The following is a 14,578-nucleotide window of genomic DNA, read 5'->3' as shown; positions in this document are numbered from 1 at the left end:
GTCGACCACGGTAACGCCCGGTAGCGGAGGAGGGGCACCGTGGAATCCGACAGTTCGATCGCCGGGTTGTGTGACGCGGTGATCGCCGACCTCGACGCGTTGTCGGCCGAGGCGGTCGACCGGATCCGCGAACGTCTGCCGACCTACCTGGTGGTGCCGCCGGACGAGCACCGCGAATCGACCCGGCAACAGTTCCTCGTCACCCTCCGGTTGCTCGCGGATCGTCCCGCAGACACGCACCCGGCAGGCCCCGAGTTCGAGCGTGCCCGGCAACTCGGCAGGCAACGGGCACTGCAGGGGTTGACCCTTGCGAATGTGATCGAGTCCTTCCACATCGGGTCGCGAGAACTGTGGCGCGCTCTCGTCGAGCACGCGCCGGAGCCCACCACGGAACTGCTGCACGCCGGGGGGCTGCTGTGGGACCTCGTCCATGCGGGGACGACCGCGGTGGCGATGGGACACGACGACGCCACCCGCACGGCGCAGGCGGTACGGGCCAATCGCCGCGCGCTGCTGTTCGAACTGCTCGAGCAGGGACACCCGACGGAGGAGGCCCGAACGCTGGCCGCTGCGCTGGGGCTGGACCCGGACGGGATGTTCCGAGCCGCATGCACGCCGTCCGAGGCGTGGTCCGATGTGCAGCTGCAGGGACTGCAGCACGCGCTGGACGACGGACCGGCGCCGGCGCTGTGCAGCCGACGCGGCACCACGGTCGTCACCGTCTTCCAGACGGTCGCGAGTTCGGTGGTCGTCGACGCGATCCGGCACGTGCGCCCCGACATGTCGGTGGGATTGGGGCTCGCCCGTCGGGGCCTGGAGGGGGCGACAACGAGCATCGGTGACGCCCGGCGCGCGCTCGCGCTGGTGCGGGGCCGGGCACAGACCGCCGACTTCGACGAGTGCTGGCTGCCGGCGATCCTCTTCGAACACCGGGAGGAGCTGGCGCCGATGTTGGCGAAGGGCGCGGAGATCGCGGCCCGGCACCCGCACCTGGCCGAAGCGGTCTCGGCGTTCGCCCAGAGCGGGTTCTCGGCCAGCGCGGCCGCCCGGAGACTGCACCTGCATCCCAATTCGCTCGCGTACCGGCTCGAACGCTGGCAGCAGTTGACCGGGTGGGATCTGCGCACGGTCGACGGGCTCGTCCGGTCGATGGTCGCGCCGGCGCTCTCGTGAAATTGCCGAACAGGATGCCCGAAGTTCGGCTCTGTTGCCGATGGTCACGGGCGAAGCGAAGGCCGAGTATGAACCGGGACACGAGATCGGCCCTCGGGAAGGAGTGCTCATGACCGACGCAGCGCAGACAGGTCCGGGGATCGAGGTGCCACGGCCACCGACGTTCGGCTCGGCCGACGAGGAGCGCCTGCACCGCAAGCAGCGCCTGGCCGCAGCGTTCCGGCTGTTCAGTGCATGCGGCTTCGACGAAGGCGTCGCCGGCCACATCACAGCTCGCGATCCCGAGCATTCCGACCACTTCTGGGTCAACCCCTTCGGAGTGCACTTCAGCCTGATCCGGGCGAGCGATCTGATCCTGGTCAACCACGAGGGCGAGATCGTCGAGGGGAACCGGCCCGTCAATCGGGCGGCCTTCGCCATCCATTCCCAGGTCCATGCTGCGCGTCCGGACGCGGTGGCCGCCGCGCACGCGCACTCCCTCTACGGCAAATCGCTGTCGAGCCTGAAGATCGGACTCGAGCCGCTGACGCAGGACGCCTGTGCCTTCTACGACGATCACGCGGTGTTCGACGACTACACCGGTGTGGTGCTCGACGTCGAGGAGGGCCGACGTATCGCCACCGCCCTCGGCGACAACAAGGCCGTCGTGCTCGCCAATCACGGGCTGCTCACCGTGGGTCAGACGGTCGACTCGGCCGCGTGGTGGTTCATCACCATGGAACGGTCGTGCCAGGCCCAACTGATCGCCATGGCCGCCGGCACCCCCCGCCCCCTCGACGCCGCCACCGCGAAGTTGACGTACGACCAGGTCGGACTCGAGTACGCCGGATGGTTCCAGTTCCAGCCGCTGTATCAACGCATCGTCGCCGCCCAGCCCGATCTGCTCGACTGAAGCGGGCCCTGGCGCGGCCGCCCGGCACCGGGCGGCCGGGGTCACGACTCCGGCCCGCCGTCGCGTCCGAGGCGCGTCGCGCCGACGCCCGCGGCGACGAGGCACGCGGCGGCGCCGAGCAGCAGTCCGGCCCGGCCGCCCCACTGTTCGCTGACCCACCCGGCGATCGGGCCGCCGATCGCGGTGGAGCCGAGGAAGGCCACCGCGAACAGCGCCATCACGCGCCCGCGCATGCCGGGGGCCGCGGCGAGCTGCAGGGAGCTGTTGGTGGTGGCGGTGAACGCGACGCTGAGGACGCCGACCAGCACCATCGCGGCGAGCATGAGCTCGAGCGTGGGCGCCACCGCGGCCGCGAGCAGCACCACGCCGAACACCGCGGAGGTGGCCACCACGGCGGTCGTGCCGGTGCGACCCCACGTGGCGACGGCGAGCCCGCCCACGACTGCGCCGGCGCCCATCGCGGCGGTGAGGAAGCCGTAGGTCTCGGCGCCGGCACCGAAGGTCTGCTGCGCGACCACGGGCAGCACCACCTGGAACTCGTACGCCAGGCAGCCCACCAGCGCCATCGTCAGCAGCGGCACCGCGAGTGCCGGGGTCTGCCGCACGTGCGCCAGCCCCTCGCGGAGCTGGCCGCGGGCGCGGGCGGCGGGTGGCGACGGGCGCAGCAGGGACAGGTCCAGCCTCGCCAGGGAGGCGACGACGGCGACGAAGCTGAGCGCGTTGAGCAGGAAGCACACGCCGAGACCGCCGACGGCGATGATCAGGCCCGCGACGGCCGGGCCGATCAGGCGCGCGACGGACGCCAGCACCGACTGCAGGCTCACGGCATTGCGCAGGTCCTCCGGTCCGACGAGTTCGAGCATGAACGACTGGCGGGCGGGGTTCTCGAAGCACTGGTTGAGTCCGAGCACCACGGCGAGGACGTACACGTGCCACAGCTGGACGGCACCGGTGACGGTGAGCAGGCCCAGGATCAGGGCTTGCACGCCCATCGCGGACTGCAGGCCGATCATGAGCCGGCGCTTGTCGACGCGGTCGGCGACCACCCCGCCGTAGGGGCCGAGCAGCAGCATCGGCACGGTCTGCAGGGCCAGGACGAGGCCGATCGCGGTGCCGGAGCCGGTGAGCTCGAGCACCAGCCACGACTGGGCGACCGTCTGCATCCACGTGCCGATCAGGGAGACCGCCTGGCCGCTGATGTAGCGCCGGAAGTTGGCGCCGCGGAAGGCGGCGAAGGTCTGGCCGCGCAGGTCGGTGAGGACGGTCATCGGCGCTCCTCCGCGGAGCGACGGCACATCTGCTCGGCGAGCGCTTCGAGCGCCGGCAGGGCGTCGTGCAGGGCGTGGAGCCGCTCGGGGGACAGTTCCGCGAGGTGCTCGGTGAACACTGCGGTGCGCATGCGACGCAGGTCGGCGAACGTACGGGCACCGGCCTCGGTGATGTGGGCGCGGACGACGCGCTTGTCGTCCGGGTCCGGGGAACGGGTCAGGAGTCCGGCGTCCTCGAGCTTGCCGAGCATCCGCGAGAGCATCGTCGGATTGAGGCCCTCGATCTCGGCGAGCTCGCGCACGCCGACGGTCTCGCGCCGGGCGACGGTGGCGAGGATCGAGAACTGGGACCGGGTGAGTCCACCTGCGCCGGCGGTGCGGCGGTCGACGCGGCGCGCGATGCGGCCGAGCGCCACGCGCAGGCGGTTGACGTCTTCCTCGTCGAAGCGGTCGTGTGCGGTCGTGATGCCCACCTCCATTTACTTGCCTATCGGCAAGCATACTCCTGGGGAGGCGGAAGCGGAGGCACCCGCGCGGTGCTCTACCGCTCGGCGGGTTCCTCGACGGCGACGGGGACCCGTGCGACCTCGGTCCGGCGGCGCAGCAGCGCCCGGCCGGTCACGACGGCGAGCGCGACGGCGAGGGTCACCCCGCCCGCGACCGGGCCGGCGGGCGTGCCGGGGGCCAGGCCTTCGCCGAGCATCCAGGCGCCGAACCCGAAGAACAGCGCCGCCGCCGCCAGCCGGATCGCGTTCTCGGGCAGGTGCTTGCCGAGGACGGCGCCGACGACGATGGCCAGCGCGTCGGCGGCGACCATGCCGATCGTCGAGCCGACCCACACGCCGGCCCAGTCGTTGTCCGCGGCCAGGGCGATGGTGGCGAGCATGGTCTTGTCGCCGAGTTCGGCGAGGAAGAAGGCCGACAGGACGGCGAGGAAGGCCGAACGGGTGACGCGGGCGGCCTTGCCCTGCTCGTCCTCGTCGAGGGAGTCGCCGCGCAGCGTCCACAGGCCGAAGAACAGGAAGGCCAGGCCGCCGACGATCACCATTGCCGAGGTGGGGATCGCGAGGCCCAGGTAGTGGCCCACGGCGACGGACACGAGGTGCACCGCGGTCGTGGCCGCGAGGATGCCGGACAGGACCACCCACCAGCGGTAGCGCAAGGCGAACGTCATCGCCATGAGCTGCGACTTGTCGCCGAGTTCGGCGACGAACACGACGGCGAAACTCAGGACCAGGGCGGACCACATACCGGGGGTTCCTCCTCCTCGCGTGTCGGTGTGGAGGAGGTGGGGACCTTCCTCCGGCCGGGCGGCGCGGGTGCGTCGCGGCCGAAGGTCTCGCCCACCGGTGCGGAATCCGGTTCGCCGGGCCGGGCTGAACGCCAGTATGTCGACCGGGCGATTGTGGGCTACTCCCCTTCGCTTAGGCAACCATAACGTGGGCTGCACGAAAAGGCAAAGGCGGCAATAAGTTTGGAAACCCGAACTTCGAGGTGCGGGTTCCGGTCAGGCGGCGAGCAGCATGGCCAGAACCGCGGTGTCGGGATCGCTGTTGGGATCGACTCCGACCCGGCTGACCAGCGACGTCACCGTCCCGTCGGCCTCCGCCTCCACCCACGCGGCCCGGTGCTCGAGGCCCAGGTGCGGCAGCCCCGGCAGCAGCACGCACCCCGACGCCGCACCCGTGCACTCCGGCAGCGACGGCCGCGTCTCCGACGGCGGGTGCAGCATGATCAGGGCGGGCGGCTGGTGCGCAGCGAACCGGCCCGGTTCCACCGCCTCGTCGCCGATCACCGGACCCTCCGCGAGCACCAGGCCCACCGTGCCCGGCGCGGGGTCGTCGGGCAGTTCCTCCCGTACCCCGAACACCGTCGACGTGGTCAGCAGGCCGGGCAGCGACGCCACCCGCACCGTCACCGCGAGCAGCTGCGCCCATTCCCGCGTGCTCTCCGGCCACCGCCCCGAAACCACGAATCCCCGCAGGGATCCTCCGGTGTGGAAGGCGGCGAGGCCGATCTGTTCGTTCCCACTCATCCCGCTACCTCCTCGGTGTGACGACAGTCGATGACCGATACACGCCGTTGGGTAGGTGAAGAATGACCGTTTCGTCCGCTGGCACACAAGAGCCCCCGAGTGCCAGCCCCGTCGCGCGCCCCTCCGGAACGCGCGAAGGGGATGCCGGAATCCGGCATCCCCTTCGCGAGGTGCGACGCGACTAGACCAGCAGACCGGCGGTCTGGGTGCGGGCGCGGTCGAAGCGGGCCTGCACGTCGGCCCAGTTCACGATGTTCCAGAAGGCCTTGACGTAGTCGGCCTTGACGTTCTGGTACTGCAGGTAGAAGGCGTGCTCCCACATGTCGAGCATGAGCAGCGGGGTCAGGCCGATCGGGATGTTGCCCTGCTGGTCGTACAGCTGGACGATGATCAGCCGCTGGCCGATGGAGTCCCAGGCCAGGATGGACCAGCCGGAGCCCTGGATCGAGTTCGCGTTCGCCGAGAAGTGGTCGCGGAACGCGTCGAACGAACCGAACGCATCGTCGATCGCGGCACCGAGCTCGCCGTCCGGCTTGTCGCCACCCTCCGGCGACAGGTTCTTCCAGAAGACGGAGTGGTTGGTGTGGCCACCGAGGTGGAAGGCCAGGTCCTTCTCCAGCTTGGTGGCCTGCGCCGCCATCGTGCCGTTCTCCCGCGCCTCCGCCATCTTCTCGAGGGCGGTGTTGGCGCCGGCGACGTAGGTCGCGTGATGCTTGCTGTGGTGCAGCTCCATGATCTTCGCCGAGATGTGCGGCTCGAGCGCGGCGTAGTCGTAGGGCAGGTCCGGAAGCGTGTACTCAGCCACGAAGGATCCCTTCTCTTCGGGCCCGGCGGGGCCCGTGCGTGATTTTCAAGTACTTCTGGGTTTCCACCCAAACCCATAAGTACACCCTCTGCAATACCGCCCGCGCAGCCGGTTGTGCGGGGCGGCGGTGGCGGCGGAGGGCGTCGCGTCGGCGTCCGAAAAGGGACCGACGACCTACCTGCGGAAACGCCGGACAATTCGGCCGGCGGGTGAACGGGCCCTTAACATCGTCGGGTGTTTCGGCCCCTCGCGAGCGACGGGACGCACGACGCCCCGGCGCCACGTGTGGACCTGCCCGGTGTGAACCTGCTCCGCACCGTCGCCGTCCTGGCGGTGCTGTACTCGCACATCTCCTTCTATCTCATCGACGACCTCGGCACCGGCTGGTGGGTCATCGACGTCGTGTACCGGGTGCTCGTCGAGGGCGCCGGCCTCAATCAGCACCTGTCCTTCCTCGGGGTCGCGATGTTCATGACCCTGACCGGGCTGCTCATCACCCGCTCCGCGATCCGCGACGAACCGCGGCGCTTCCTCGTCGCCCGCAGCGCGCGGCTGCTGCCGGCGTTCTGGCTTGCGATCCTCGCCGCGATCCTGCTGGTGCGGCTCGGGATCAACGGGATGTTCAGCGGCCAGACCGGCGTCTCCGGCGTCGAGGCCGTGCTCAGCTTCTTCCTGGGCGGGTTCTTCCTGAAGCCCGAGGTCGCGGTCCTCGGGGTCACCTGGACCCTCGCCGTGCAGATCACGTTCTATCTGTACTGCGTCGCCGCCCGGCCGCTCCTGCGGACCCGGCCCATCGTGGTGCCCGTCCTCGGCGCCGTGGTGTGCATGCTGGTGCTGCTGTACAACCTGTACCTGCCCGAGCCGTACACGGTGCCGTTCCTGTCTAAGGTCGCGGCCACGATGCCGACCGTGTTCCTCGGCCAGATCGTGTACCTCGGCTGGGCGCGGCTGACGTCCCGGCGGTGGCTGATCGTCGCGCTGCTCGCCCAGGTCCAGGTGGTGCACCTGGCCACCGACTACCAGGTCTACTGGGCCGGCAGCCGCTACCTGTGGACCATTGTCGTGGTCACCGCGTGCGTGGTCCTGCTCTCCCGCATCGACGGCCGGTTCGCCCGCTCGCGGGTGCTGCACTGGACCGCCACCCGCAGCTACGCGATCTATCTGGTGCACACGCTGGTGCTCTACCGGGTGTACGAGAACACGGTCGCCCACCTCGGCCGCACCGGTGCCGTGCTCGCCTTCGTGGTGGTGTGCGCGGCCGTCGCCGAACTGCTCTACCGCGGCGTCGAGGTGCCGGCCGCCCGCTGGATCACCGCCCGGTGGTTGTCGCCACGCCCGTCGCCCCAGGTGGCGGCCGAGACGGAACCCGTGGAGAAGCCGCGCGCGTAGCATCGAGGCATGTCCTGGTTCGACGACATCCTCGCCCGTGCGGGTTCGAAGTCGGTGATGGTCACGCAGGAGCAGGCGCTGCCCGGCCGCGCCGAGCCGCTGCCCGTTCCCGACACCCATTACGTCAACGGGCACCGCATCATGCCGCCGTTTCCCGAAGGGATGCAGACCGCCGTTCTCGGCATGGGCTGTTTCTGGGGTGCGGAGAAGGAGTTCTGGGGGCTCGAGGGCGTGTACTCCACGGCCGCGGGATATGCCGGGGGATACACCCCGAACCCCACCTACGAGGAGGTGTGCTCGGGCCGGACCGGGCACACCGAGGTGGTGCTGGTCGTGTTCGATCCGAAGGTGATCTCCTACGAGGGCGTCCTCAAGCAGTTCTGGGAGAACCACGACCCCACGCAGGGCATGCGGCAGGGCAACGACCACGGCACCCAGTACCGCTCGGCGATCTACACGTTCGACGAGGGGCAGATCGAGATCGCCGAGGCCACCGCCGAGAACTTCGGCGCCCGGCTCGCCGCGGCCGGCTACGGCGCCGTGACGACCGAGATCGCGCCGCTCACGCAGTTCTACTACGCCGAGGACTACCACCAGCAGTACCTGGCGAAGAACCCGAACGGCTACTGCCCCGTCCACGCCACCGGGGTGAGCTGCCCGGTCGGCCTCGGCGCCTGACGCCACGCCCCGCGCCGCGCTCGGTCCCGAACGGATCGGCATCGGCGACTTCCGGGTTGTGTGACGTTGGCCGGAACGCCTTGCCGTCGTTAGCTGTGCGTATCACTCTGGAAAGAGGGAGTTGTCACGGGGGAGAGGATCGAGGCCGAGATGATGCGGAACACAAGCGGATACCTGCGGGTCCTGCGGCGGGGGCTGCGCGGCCGCCACCCGCTGATCCGGCGCACCGACCGTGCCGAGGCGCGACTCGCCGTGGCGGTGCTGCTCCTGGTCCTGGCGACGATCCCCCTCGCCGGCTGGGTCGGCGCCCGCACCTGGGACACCCAGTCGGCCCTCGCCGTGCAGCAGACCGCCGAACGCACCCTCGTGACGGCGAAGACGCAGGCTGCGGCCGAGACCACGGACGCCACTGCCGGCGAGCTCACGATGGTGGCCTCCGCGTCCGCGCCCGCCACCTGGGCCTGGGGCGACGAGAAGCGCCGGGGTGACGTCACGGTGGACTACGGCACACCCGCCGGCGCCGACGTGCAGATCTGGGTCGATCCGAACGGCGAACAGGCGCTCGCGCCGCTGAGCGCGACGAGCGCGAAGATCTCCTCGGTCCTGGTCGGGCTTTCGCTCTGGTTCGCCGCGGCCCTGCTCGCCGCCGCGGTGTTCGGCTACGGCCGGTGGCGGCTGGATCGCACCCGCAACCGGGAATGGAGCCGCGAAATCGCGGCCTTCCTCGGTTCCACCAGCAGCCACTGACCGCGCCTCGTCGTCACACTTCCGGCATGACCTCCCGCGCCACCAGTTCGAGGTGGTCGAGGTCGGCCAGATCCAGCACCTGCAGGTAGATGCGCTGCGACCCGGCCTCGGCGTAACGGGCGATCTTGTCGACCACCTCGGCGGGCGTGCCGGCGAGACCGTTCTCCCGCAGCTCGTCCACCTCGCGCCCGATCCGGGCGGCGCGGCGGGCGATCTCCGCCTCGTCGCTACCGCAGCACAGCACGAGCGCGTTCGAGTACGTCAGCTCGGAAGGGTCGCGGCCGGCCGCGCGGCACGCGTCCTGCACGCGGGCGAACTGGGCCGCGGTGGCCTCCACCGACTGGAACGGGATGTTGAATTCGTCCGCGTACCGGGCCGCGAGGGCCGGAGTACGGCGCTTGCCCCCGCCGCCGATCACGATCGGCGGACCGGAGCGCTGGTGCGGCTTGGGCAGCGCCGGTGAATCGACGATGCGGTGGTGCGCACCCTCGTACGAGAAGGTCTCCCCGACCGGCGTCTGCCACAGCCCGGTGATCACGGCGAGCGACTCCTCGAACTTGTCGAAGCGCTCCTTCAGCGACGGGAAGGGGATGCCGTAGGCGAGGTGCTCCTCCTCGTACCAGCCTGCCCCGAGCCCGAAGTCGACCCGGCCGCCGCTCATGGCATCGACCTGGGCGACGGTGATCGCGAGGGGGCCGGGGTGGCGGAACGTCGCGGAGGTCACCAGGGTGCCCAGCCGGATCGTGGAGGTCTCCCGGGCCAGGCCGGCCAGCGTGATCCAGGCGTCCGTCGGGCCGGGCAGGCCGGCGGAGTTCATCGCGAGATAGTGGTCGGAACGGAAGAAGGCGCCGTAGCCGAGCCGCTCGGCCGTCTGCGCGACGGCGAGCAGGTCGTCGTAGGTGGCACCCTGCTGAGGTTCGGTGAAGATCCGTAGTTCCATGCCGTCGATCATTTCAGTTCGCCGGAGACCACGTCGGTCTGCGTCGAAGCGCGCACTCGCCGCCGACGGTGCGCCGGAAGCCGTGAACCGTGCGCGGTGGTGGTGCAGAAGATGCCTGTGGGGCAACGAATGACGCGAGCAGCCCGGCCGCTCACCGCCGAAATGTTCCCGGAGTGAGGCGATGTGCCGCTGTGGAAACTGAGCCCTCTGTGGATGAAGCTGTGGAAACTGTGGATAACTCCCGGGCGGAGGCGTTTTCACACGACCCCGCCGGGACGGGGCGAATCGGGCGGGCGGCCCTTCTCCATGGGGTGGGCGGGATCCCCGGTGGTCGCTGCATGCGCCGCAGCGGCGTGCCAGTATTGACGGTGTGAGCTTCCCCGACGTGCCCACCGTCACGGTCGCCGACGTGCCGCCGATCGGTCCCGAGGTCGTGCTGCTCGACGTGCGCGAGGCCGGCGAACGGGATCTCGGGCACGACGGCGACGCCTCGGCGAAGATCTGTTGATGGCCGCCTACCAGATCTGCGTCCGCTGCGGACACCGCTGGCCCGTGTCCTGGCAGCCCCGGCAGTGGTGCCCGGGCTGCCGCGGGCTGCTGCTGTCCCCCGACGACACCGCGGCCCCCGTTCCACCGGGGCGCCGCAACTTCCGCTGGGTGGCACGGCCGCCGCAGGCCCGCTCCGGCCAGGACGGTCCCCGGCCGCGACGGCGGCCGGCGGGCCCGGCTCCGCGCTACCACGAGGTGCCGCGCTGGGGCCTTGCCGATCCTCGCCCGGCCGGCGAGCCGTCGACCCCGTCGCGTGAGGAAACCCTCGCGGATCTCGCCCCGACCCTGCTCGCCGGAACCGCCGTCGTATTCGGCCTCGCCGCCGTCGCAGAGGCCGTCCGCTACGGGCTGCTGCTGTACAACCGCACGCGCCTCGTCGACCCGCTCGCTCTCGCGGCGTCCGACGCCCTGGTGTGGGCCACCCAGTTGTGCGGCCCTGCCGTCGCCCTCGCCGCCGGGGTCGCGGCGACGCTGCGGCTGATCCGCGTGCGGCGACGGCTGTTCGCCGCCCGCGGTGCCGCCGACCCGCGCGGCCGGATCTCGCTGCTGCTCGGGTGCCTCGTGCCCGGCGTGAACCTCGCGATGCCCGGCGTCTTCCTCACCGAGATCACCGGTCCCGACGACCCGCGGCTACGGCGAGCCGTGCGCACGTGGTGGGTGCTGTGGGCGCTCGGCGGCGTGCTGTTCGTCGTCAACGTGCTGTGGCGGCAGAGGGACACCCTGCAGGCGCAGGCGGACGGGGTGCTGCTCGCCGCGGTGACCGCCGCACTCGCCGCGGCCGTCGCCGTCGCGGCACTGCATGTGGTGCGGCTGTTCGACGACGAGGACCTGCGGGGCCGTCCCCGCCGCCTGCCCCGCCGCACCGTGGCGACCGGCCCCAAGTACGAACCCATCGCGCCGATCGAACCGGTCGGCGCGCGCACCGACGAGGCGGTGGCCTCGTGACGGCGGCCGGCGAACCCCGCGTCGTCGCGCACCGCGGGGCCTCCGCCGCCAGGGCCGAGCACACCCTCGCCGCCTACGAACTCGCGCTGCAGGAAGGCGCCGACGGCCTCGAATGCGACGTGCGGCTCACCCGCGACGGGCATCTCGTGTGCATCCACGACCGCACCGTCGACCGGACCTCCACCGGCAGCGGCCTGGTCAGCGAGATGACCCTCGCCCAGCTCGGGGAGCTCGACTACGGCACCCCCGGCGAGCCGGCGCGCCTGCTGACGCTGCGGCAGCTGATCGAGCTGACCCTCGACTGGACCAGCCGGCCCGTCAAGCTGTTCGTCGAGACCAAGCACCCCGTGCGCTACGGCGGGCTCGTCGAGGCCAAACTCCTCGCCGAGCTGGCCCGCTTCCGGCTCGCCACCCCCGCCTCCGCGGACTTCTCCCGCGTCGTCGTGATGTCGTTCTCGGCCGCCGCGGTGTGGCGGGTGCGGCGGTCGGCGCCGCTGCTGCCGACGGTGCTCCTCGGCGACACCTCCCGCTATCTCGGGGGCAGCGCCGCCACCACCGTCGGGGCCACCGCGATCGGCCCCTCGATCCTCACGCTGCGCCAGCACCCCGAGCTCGTCGACAAGGCGGCTGCCGCGGGCCGCGCCACCTACTGCTGGACCGTCGACGATCCCGCCGACGTCGAACTGTGCCGCGACCTCGGCGTCGGCTGGGTGGCCACCAATCATCCGGGGCGCACCAAGCTTCTGCTCGGCGCTTCGCGCGGCGTGTAGTTTTGCGCCGTGGCCAAGAAGAGTAAGAGAAACAGCGGACCCAAGCCCGGCAGCAACCGTGCCGCGAAGCTCGAGCAGCGCCGGCTCGCCCGGGAGGCCGAGGCTGCCACGGTCACCCGGCCGTTCGAGGGTCTCGCCCTCGAGTGCGACCTGGTGGCCCTGCGCGAGTTCGTTCCGTCGGCGGTGTTCACGCTGCCGTTGACCACGCCCGGCCGGGCCGTCCGCGCGGCCACCGTGCTGCCCGGCGCCGTCGCCGCGCTCGCCCGCGAGGAGGGCGACGAAACCACCGCGTACGTCGGGCTGCAGCTCGCCGCCGCCGGCCCCGACCCGGCCGCCGAGCTCGGCGCCGCGATCGCGTGGGCCCGGGAGGCGGAGGCCGGGTCGTCGCTCGCCGTCGCCGAACCCGGACCGGACGAGCCGCGCCTGCACGATCTGATCGACGTCGACGTCGTCCCGGAGATCACCGTGCACCAGGACTTCGACTGGTGGATCCCCGAGGGCGTCGAGGTCTCACCCGACGTCGCGCACACCGTCAAGCACGCCAACGACGCGATCATGCCGTCCGCACGGCTCGAGGGCGAGGGCGTCGTCGCCGCCTGGTGGGTGGATGCCGGTGAGAAGGCGCACCTGCGCTGGGTGCGTCCGGAGGACGAGGACACCCTGATGTCCGCGTTGTCGCGGGTGCACGCCGCGGGCGGACTGCACCTGGGGGAGGGCTCGCGGTTCGCCGGGTCGTTCCGCACCCACGGCCTGCTCGTGCCGGTGTTCGATCTCGACCCCGAGCGGCACCCCAACGAGTGGGTCGCCCCGACCGCCGAGTTCGGTGCCCGGCTCGCCGATGCCTTGGCGGTCGACGCGCCGCTCACCGCCGCCGAGCGGCGCTCGCGCGACGGCCTGCGCAGTCGTCAGGTCACTCTGCGCTGACCCGTCCCCTCGCCGACCCCGGCCCGACCCCGGGCCGAGCGAATGTATCGTTCCGTCGGCCTACGGAGATGAGCGATACATTCGCTCGGCTCGGGGCGAGCGGGCTCACGACGGCGGCGTCAGCAGTTCCGGCGGAATCTGCTGGTCCTGGGCCAACGCGTCGAAGAACGGCACGGCCCGCGACCGATCCCACAGCAGCACGTTGCCGATCCCGGAGACGTCCTCGAAGCCGCCGACCGGGACGGTGGCGGTCACCGTCTCGCCGCGCATCGCCCACCCAAGCCGGGCCAGGTGCCACATGTGGTCGCTCTCGTCGACCCGCAACGAGCCGGCGACCCCGGAGGCCAGCGACCACATCCGCACCGGGTTCAGCAGCGTGCTCAGGCCGGTGGCCTTGCTGAGCAGGGCGGACATGAACAGCCGCTGGTTGTTCATCCGGTCGAGGTCGGCCAGCGCCGTCGCGCGGGTGCGCACGAAGCCGAGGGCCTGCGGACCGGTGAGTTCCTGGCAGCCGGCCGGCAGGGAGATCCCCGCCAGCGGATCGTCGATGGCCTGCGGCAGGCAGACGTCCACACCCCCGAGGTCGTCGACGATCGAGGCGAAGCCGCCGAACCCGATCTCGGCGTAGTGGTCGATGTGCACGCCGGTGGCGCCCTCGACGGTCTGCACCAGCAGCGCCGGACCACCCAGCGCGAACGACGCGTTCAGCTTGTCCTGGCCGTGGCCCGGGATCGGGACGTACGAGTCGCGGGGGAGGGACACCATCGTGGTGGCCCCGCCGCCGCTGGGCACGTGGATCAGCATGACGGTGTCGGTGCGGTCCGGGCCGGTCTCCCCACCTGTCGCGAGTTCCTGCTCCTGCTCGGTGCTGAGGCCGGTGCGGCTGTCGGACCCCACAAGCAGCCAGTTGGTGCCCGGGGTGTCGCCGACGCGGTTGTCGTAGTCGGCGAGCGCGTCGACGCGGGTGAGCTTGCCGTCGAGGTACACGGCACCGGCGCCGACGAGGGCGATCAGCACCAGCACGACGATCGCGGCGCGGCGCAGCAGGCGACGGGCGCCGACGGGGCGACGGCGCGGGGCCGGCTCGGGCGCGGGCGGGGTGGGCCGACGTCGCGGCGGCGGGGCCGGCGGTGGGGGCGCCGCGGCGCGGCGCGGCTCGTCGTACGGTTCGGGGGTCTGTCTGGGCGCCCAGTCGCGCTGCTGCCTCGGCGGTTGCTGCCTCGGGGGTTCGTGTGGCGGCGGGGCCGGCCGCGGCTGCCGCGGCGGGGGTGCCGGCGGCCGGTACTGCGGTGTGGGCGCCTGCGACCAGGCCTGCTGCGGGGCGGGGGGACGTCCGTCGCGACGGATGATCTGCGGTCCCTCCGGCGACGGCGACGACGGCGGCGCCGGCCGGCCCATCGGTGCCGGGCGGCGCGGCGGCGGCATCTGCGGAGGCTGATGCGGCGGCCGGGGCCGGGGCCGGG

At 71.7% G+C, this 14,578-nt stretch carries 16 protein-coding genes; 9 read left to right on the top strand and 7 right to left on the bottom strand.

Annotation, left to right across the window (positions count from 1 at the left end):
- Nucleotides 1-39: 39 nt before the first annotated feature.
- Entirely contained in the window at nucleotides 40-1,173 is a 1,134-nt protein-coding gene (locus A4U64_RS23890) for a PucR family transcriptional regulator (RefSeq protein WP_029546930.1), read from the top strand.
- 109 nt (nucleotides 1,174-1,282) lie between these two features.
- The gene (locus A4U64_RS23885; protein WP_006944669.1) at nucleotides 1,283-2,065 is read left to right on the top strand and encodes a class II aldolase/adducin family protein; all 783 of its coding nucleotides are present in this window, start codon (nucleotides 1,283-1,285) and stop codon (nucleotides 2,063-2,065) included.
- Between the two features lie 41 nt (nucleotides 2,066-2,106).
- Here A4U64_RS23885 and A4U64_RS23880 read toward each other — a convergent pair whose 3' ends face one another.
- The 5 genes from A4U64_RS23880 to A4U64_RS23860 all read right to left on the bottom strand — a co-directional run bounded on the left by A4U64_RS23880 (nucleotide 2,107) and on the right by A4U64_RS23860 (nucleotide 6,173).
- Entirely contained in the window at nucleotides 2,107-3,333 is a 1,227-nt protein-coding gene (locus A4U64_RS23880; RefSeq protein WP_029546931.1) for an MFS transporter, read from the bottom strand.
- On the bottom strand, nucleotides 3,330-3,749 hold the full coding sequence (locus A4U64_RS23875; protein ID WP_029546932.1) for a MarR family winged helix-turn-helix transcriptional regulator: 420 nt from the start codon (nucleotides 3,747-3,749) through the stop codon (nucleotides 3,330-3,332). The genes A4U64_RS23880 and A4U64_RS23875 overlap by 4 nt, the downstream gene beginning before the upstream one ends.
- 125 nt (nucleotides 3,750-3,874) lie before the next feature.
- Nucleotides 3,875-4,582 (bottom strand): TMEM165/GDT1 family protein, encoded by a 708-nt coding sequence (locus A4U64_RS23870; protein ID WP_029546933.1) that lies wholly within the window; start codon nucleotides 4,580-4,582, stop codon nucleotides 3,875-3,877.
- Between the two features lie 258 nt (nucleotides 4,583-4,840).
- Nucleotides 4,841-5,368 carry a hypothetical protein gene (locus tag A4U64_RS23865; RefSeq protein WP_006944656.1) on the bottom strand — a complete coding sequence of 176 codons (528 nt, stop codon included), beginning with the start codon at nucleotides 5,366-5,368 and terminating at the stop codon, nucleotides 4,841-4,843.
- 181 nt (nucleotides 5,369-5,549) lie between these two features.
- Complete coding sequence (locus tag A4U64_RS23860; RefSeq protein ID WP_006944654.1) at nucleotides 5,550-6,173, bottom strand: superoxide dismutase; 624 nt, start codon at nucleotides 6,171-6,173, stop codon at nucleotides 5,550-5,552.
- 285 nt (nucleotides 6,174-6,458) lie between these two features.
- Here A4U64_RS23860 and A4U64_RS23855 point away from each other — a divergent pair, with 285 nt between their 5' ends.
- From A4U64_RS23855 to A4U64_RS23845, 3 genes are all read left to right on the top strand, one after another.
- Complete coding sequence (locus tag A4U64_RS23855) at nucleotides 6,459-7,562, top strand: acyltransferase family protein (RefSeq protein ID WP_029546934.1); 1,104 nt, start codon at nucleotides 6,459-6,461, stop codon at nucleotides 7,560-7,562.
- A 9-nt stretch (nucleotides 7,563-7,571) separates the two neighbouring features.
- Nucleotides 7,572-8,240, top strand: a complete 669-nt coding sequence (gene msrA, locus A4U64_RS23850) for a peptide-methionine (S)-S-oxide reductase MsrA (RefSeq protein ID WP_006944650.1) — start codon at nucleotides 7,572-7,574, stop codon at nucleotides 8,238-8,240.
- Nucleotides 8,241-8,390: 150 nt separating this feature from the next.
- Nucleotides 8,391-8,987 carry an Rv1733c family protein gene (locus tag A4U64_RS23845; protein ID WP_006944648.1) on the top strand — a complete coding sequence of 199 codons (597 nt, stop codon included), beginning with the start codon at nucleotides 8,391-8,393 and terminating at the stop codon, nucleotides 8,985-8,987.
- Between the two features lie 13 nt (nucleotides 8,988-9,000).
- Here A4U64_RS23845 and A4U64_RS23840 read toward each other — a convergent pair whose 3' ends face one another.
- Nucleotides 9,001-9,927 carry an LLM class F420-dependent oxidoreductase gene (locus tag A4U64_RS23840; protein ID WP_029546935.1) on the bottom strand — a complete coding sequence of 309 codons (927 nt, stop codon included), beginning with the start codon at nucleotides 9,925-9,927 and terminating at the stop codon, nucleotides 9,001-9,003.
- A gap of 370 nt (nucleotides 9,928-10,297) precedes the next feature.
- On the opposite strand from A4U64_RS23840, the gene A4U64_RS27925 reads away from it, so the two are divergent.
- From A4U64_RS27925 to A4U64_RS23825, 4 genes are read left to right on the top strand one after another with little or no spacing between them, the layout of a single operon-like run.
- Nucleotides 10,298-10,435, top strand: coding sequence for a hypothetical protein (locus tag A4U64_RS27925; RefSeq protein WP_202916712.1), 138 nt, complete (start codon nucleotides 10,298-10,300; stop codon nucleotides 10,433-10,435).
- Nucleotides 10,435-11,421 (top strand): DUF4328 domain-containing protein, encoded by a 987-nt coding sequence (locus tag A4U64_RS23835; protein ID WP_006944644.1) that lies wholly within the window; start codon nucleotides 10,435-10,437, stop codon nucleotides 11,419-11,421. The genes A4U64_RS27925 and A4U64_RS23835 overlap by 1 nt, the downstream gene beginning before the upstream one ends.
- Complete coding sequence (locus A4U64_RS23830) at nucleotides 11,418-12,191, top strand: glycerophosphodiester phosphodiesterase (RefSeq protein WP_065923220.1); 774 nt, start codon at nucleotides 11,418-11,420, stop codon at nucleotides 12,189-12,191. Before A4U64_RS23835 ends, A4U64_RS23830 begins: the two co-directional genes overlap by 4 nt.
- A 9-nt stretch (nucleotides 12,192-12,200) precedes the next feature.
- Nucleotides 12,201-13,115: a DUF5926 family protein gene (locus tag A4U64_RS23825; RefSeq protein ID WP_006944642.1), complete on the top strand. Its 915-nt coding sequence runs from the start codon at nucleotides 12,201-12,203 to the stop codon at nucleotides 13,113-13,115.
- Nucleotides 13,116-13,220: 105 nt separating this feature from the next.
- Here the strand turns inward: A4U64_RS23825 and A4U64_RS23820 are convergent, their stop codons facing one another.
- Nucleotides 13,221-14,540 (bottom strand): LCP family protein, encoded by a 1,320-nt coding sequence (locus tag A4U64_RS23820; RefSeq protein ID WP_373566459.1) that lies wholly within the window; start codon nucleotides 14,538-14,540, stop codon nucleotides 13,221-13,223.
- Nucleotides 14,541-14,578 lie beyond the last annotated feature (38 nt).

It is taken from the genome of Rhodococcus sp. WB1, assembly GCF_001700945.1.
Taxonomy (GTDB): domain Bacteria; phylum Actinomycetota; class Actinomycetes; order Mycobacteriales; family Mycobacteriaceae; genus Rhodococcus; species Rhodococcus aetherivorans.
This window is presented reverse-complemented; position numbering and strand designations above follow the sequence as displayed.